Raw genomic sequence first — 523 nt, forward strand, 5'->3', positions numbered from 1 at the left:
AATTTATCTGTATCATTTGCTTTATCCAATACTTGCTTCAATTGTCCTTGGCTCGCTGCTTGATCAGCTTGCATCGGAGTTCCATCCGTTGGCAATTTTGTATTGGAAAGTCCGGTAATTACCTTATTTTCTCCATCTACAGTGATGCTGTCTGTACTACCATCTTTACCGAAGGTCATTTTCTTAATATTTTCGATAGTCTTCGCATCACCATTAATCTTCATCGGATTTGTTTTATCTTTACTGTTAAAGGTAATGCTTTCCAAATCAGAAAGGTTCTTCGCCAAGCGTACAACGAGTTTTGCGTTCTTTCCGTTTTCGTTATCTGCCATGGATTCAACGCCGATATTATTATCTGTCAAATTCGTGACTTTATTACCATCTTTTACCGCAGCCACGCCCCCAACGATATTCACTTGGTTATTTAATTTAACGCCGGTCACAGTACCGCTATCACCCATAAATTTGAGTCCATCGTTCATGGTAGCTAATTCATTGTTCTGGTTACCATCTTTAACGATAA

The 523-nt window shown here is 38.8% G+C and carries 1 protein-coding gene; it reads right to left on the reverse strand.

Annotated features, from left to right (window positions below; translation table 11 throughout):
• On the reverse strand, window positions 1–482 hold a 482-nt coding region (locus HMPREF3182_RS07355; protein ID WP_206445567.1), incomplete at its 3' end, for a hypothetical protein.
• Between the last annotated feature and the right edge of the window lie 41 nt (window positions 483–523).

The sequence above is a fragment of the Megasphaera hutchinsoni genome (assembly GCF_001553405.1).
GTDB lineage: Bacteria > Bacillota > Negativicutes > Veillonellales > Megasphaeraceae > Megasphaera > Megasphaera hutchinsoni.